The organism is Micromonospora sp. M51, from assembly GCF_018070305.1.
GTDB lineage: Bacteria > Actinomycetota > Actinomycetes > Mycobacteriales > Micromonosporaceae > Micromonospora > Micromonospora parva.
In genome coordinates, this window is the sequence record NZ_JAGPXZ010001026.1 from 1 (window position 1) to 1766 (window position 1766).

Annotated in this window: 2 protein-coding genes; one reads left to right on the top strand and one right to left on the bottom strand. The window is 73.7% G+C overall.

What is annotated here, in order from left to right; all coding sequences use genetic code 11:
• Positions 1–41: 41 nt before the first annotated feature.
• Entirely contained in the window at positions 42–1046 is a 1005-nt protein-coding gene (locus tag KBX53_RS32060) for an EamA family transporter (RefSeq protein WP_210863572.1), read from the bottom strand.
• Positions 1047–1127: 81 nt separating this feature from the next.
• Between KBX53_RS32060 and KBX53_RS32065 the strand changes: the two genes are divergently transcribed.
• On the top strand, positions 1128–1766 hold a 639-nt coding region (locus KBX53_RS32065), incomplete at its 3' end, for a hypothetical protein (RefSeq protein ID WP_210863574.1).

Sequence of the window (1766 nt, forward strand, 5' to 3'; positions counted from 1 at the left end):
GAGCGATCGACACCAGCGCGGCGGCCGACATGGCCCGGACGTTACCGACGCTCGCGCACCGGCGTGACCCCCGATCGTGATCCCGTGCCGGACCGACGCGGCCGTTCGGTGACCACCACCACCGCGACCCCGGCCACGATGACGGCACCGCCGAGCAGCACCTGCGGGGTGACCGGCTCGGCCACCAGCAGCGCGCCGAGCACCACCGCGACCGCCGGGTTCACGTAGGCGTACGTCGACACCAGCGAGATCGGCGCGTTGTGCAGCAGCCAGACGTACGCGGTGAAGGCCACCAGTGAACCAGCCACCATGAGGTAGCCCAGCGCCAACCAGGACCGGGTGCTGACCGCCGCCGGGTGGAAGTCGGCCAGTTCGCCCCGACCGGCGGCGACGACCGCCAGCACCAGCGAGCCAGCCACCATCTCGTACACGGTGGCCACGAAGGGGTCGGCGGGCATCCGGATCCGTCCGGACAGGAACGACCCGACCGACCAGGAGGCGGTCGCCGCCACCACAGTCAACGCCCCGACCAGCGGCACCGCGCCCGAACCACCGCCGGGCAGCACCAACAGGATCAGGCCGACGAAGCCCACAGTGACCCCGGCGAACGTCCAGAGCGGCGGCCGGTCCCCGGTGGCCGAGCGCAACAGCACCACCAGCAGCGGCACCGTGGCCACCAGCAGCGCGGCGATCCCGGACGGCACCGCGACGCCGGGCGGCCCCGATTCGGCGAGCACCACCAGGCCGTTGCCACCGGCGAGCAGGAGCACCCCGACCAACGCGACGGAGCCGAGTTGCCGTCGGTCCACCCGCAGCGCGCCGGGGCCCCGGCGCAACCCCAGCACCACCGCCAGGAACAGGCCGGCCACCGCGAACCGGAGGGCGGCCGACAGCAGCGGGGGCAGCGTCTCCACGGTGATCCGGATGGCCAGATAGGTCGACCCCCAGAGCAGGTAGACCACGATCAACGCGGTCCAGATCAGTGCCGGTGTGGTGCTGACGCGACGGCCGGCGAGGGCCGTGGCGCTCGGTGGAGGTGAGCTCATCAGTGGACCACGCTACGGTGACCTCGGAGTCCGCGTCGCGCTTTGGTGGCCGGCCTCTCACCACTCGTGCAGGAGGGCGGCATGACGAACTACGGACAACCGGGAGGCGGCCACCCGGGGCCGTGGCGTGGCCAGCGACCCGATGAGACACCAGGTCATCCGGTGCAGCGGCAGTACCCGCCCAGGCCCGAGTCGTACCCACCGACGCCCGAGTCCTACCCGCCGGCGGTCTCGTCGTATCCGCCCGGCCCGCAGGGGCCCGGGTCATACGGCGAGCCGACCTACGGAGGCGGTGCGGGAACGCAGTACGGTGCAGCGCCCGGCGCGCCCTACGGCGGCTCGTACCAGCCGACGCCGACCTACGGCGGGCAGCCGCCGTACCGGCCCGACGACCCGTACGGCGAGGATCCGGCACCGGGCCGGCGCGGCCGGGGGCCGCTGATCGCGGTGCTGGCCGTCGTCCTCGTGGTGCTGGCCGTCGCCGGTGTGTTCTGGTTCCGCGATGGACAGAGCGAACCGGCGCCGGCGGCGGCGCCGAGCAGTCCGGCGGCGGTTGCCGGTGAGCCCAGCGCGGACGCGGTCGAGCCCGCGCCGAGCGCGGCGGCGCCGGAGTCGTCGGCCGATCCCCGGTTCGCCAAGGTCGGCCAGTGCGTCCGCAACGACGGCGCCGCCGGCGGCAAACCCAAGCTGCTGATCAGCGGTTGCACCGCGAAGTCGTAC

What these genes read in the sequence shown, in the direction of transcription:
- KBX53_RS32060 (WP_210863572.1), bottom strand. Translation starts at nt 1,046, where the DNA reads ATGAGCTCACCTCCACCGAGCGCCACGGCCCTCGCCGGCCGTCGCGTC.